The organism is Nocardia carnea, from assembly GCF_029869215.1.
GTDB lineage: Bacteria > Actinomycetota > Actinomycetes > Mycobacteriales > Mycobacteriaceae > Nocardia > Nocardia carnea_B.
Window position 1 is genome coordinate 1 of the sequence record NZ_JARWPM010000264.1, and the last position, 1,328, is coordinate 1,328.

Below are 1,328 nucleotides of genomic sequence, written 5' to 3' on the forward strand. Positions count from 1 at the left end.
GGGTGTCGTTGATGTGGTCGGGTCAGATCGTGCGGATGGTGCCGCCGTCGACAACGATGTCGGCGCCGAGAATTCCGGACCCCCGATCGGAGACGAGAAAGGCGACCGTCTCGGCGATCTCGTGCGGGGTGGCGAATCGGCCGAGCGGAACGCCGCCGAGCCCGTCGAGCAGGGAAGCCCGCGCGGCCTCGGTATCCCCGGCGAATCGGTCGGCGAGACGCCGGACGAGCGCATCGGCGGCCTCGGTCTGGATACCGCCCGGCGAGACGGTGTTCACGCGGATCCCGTGCGGCGCGAGCTGGTTGGCCAACCCCTTGCTGTATGCGCGCAGTGCGGCTTTCGCGGCGGCATAGGCCAGCGTGCTGTCCCACAGCGGCATTCGTGCCTGGATCGAGGAGATGTGCACGATCGCACCGTGACCGGTTTCGATCATCGCGGGCACGAGCGCGCGGTCCAGGCGGACCGCGGCGAGCAGGTTGAGGTTCAGCTCGCGTGCCCATTCCGCGTCGTCGAGTGCAGCGAACCCGCCCGCCGGTGCGCCGGAGCCGCCGGCGACGTGCACGAGGATGTCCGGAGTTCGGTCGGCGAGCACTGCTTCAGCGATTTCGCCGGCCGCGCGGGCATCGGTCAGGTCGGCTGTGACCAGGTTCAGGTCGGGGTGCGCCGGTTCGCCGGGGCGGCGGGCAATCACTGTGACGTCGGCGCCCGCCGCGCGGAGTCGCTCCGCGATCGCGGCCCCGGCGCCGCGGGTACCGCCGGTGACCACGGCGCGTTTCCGGGTCGTCGTGCCCGCCCCACTCGGGGGAGTGGATTCTAAATTGAAAGTAACCATGGATGCTAGATTAGCAGTGACCGGTGACGACTATGCGCTCCGGACAGTAGGAGGTGCCGATGCCCGCACGTATCCGGATCGAGGACCGGGAATGCCCCCTGTCGACGGCGGTGTCCTACGTCGGCGAGTGGTGGACGATCCTGATCCTGCACGACTGTTTCGACGGCTACACCCGATTCGACCAGTACCTGGAGAACATCGGCCTGTCTTCCAGCATGCTCACCACGCGACTGAAAACCCTCGTCGACCGGGGCATACTCGCCAAGCGCGCGTATCAGGAGCGCCCGGTGCGCTACGAATACGTGCTGACCGACTTCGGCCGGTCGCTGCGCCCGGTCCTCGTCGCGCTGGCGGCCTGGCGCAATGCGCAACTCCCTCCCGAACAGCGGGCGATGATTCTCGTGGACTCCGAGACAGGGCGCGAGGTCGAACCGGTGGTCAGCGATCCGGTGTCGGGTGCTTCGGTAGCGGATCCGCGGTTCGTCTTCACGGCAGG

General features: G+C 68.3%; 2 protein-coding genes. One reads left to right on the forward strand and one right to left on the reverse strand.

The genetic code is table 11. From position 1 onward, the window contains the following. Positions 1-22 precede the first annotated feature (22 nt). The gene (locus QH276_RS18660; RefSeq protein ID WP_280406829.1) at positions 23-832 is read right to left on the reverse strand and encodes an oxidoreductase; all 810 of its coding nucleotides are present in this window, start codon (positions 830-832) and stop codon (positions 23-25) included. A gap of 59 nt (positions 833-891) precedes the next feature. Between QH276_RS18660 and QH276_RS18665 the strand changes: the two genes are divergently transcribed. Then, on the forward strand, positions 892-1,328 hold a 437-nt coding region (locus QH276_RS18665; RefSeq protein WP_280398874.1), incomplete at its 3' end, for a winged helix-turn-helix transcriptional regulator.

What these genes read in the sequence shown, in the direction of transcription:
- QH276_RS18660 (WP_280406829.1), bottom strand. Translation starts at nt 832, where the DNA reads ATGGTTACTTTCAATTTAGAATCCACTCCCCCGAGTGGGGCGGGCACG.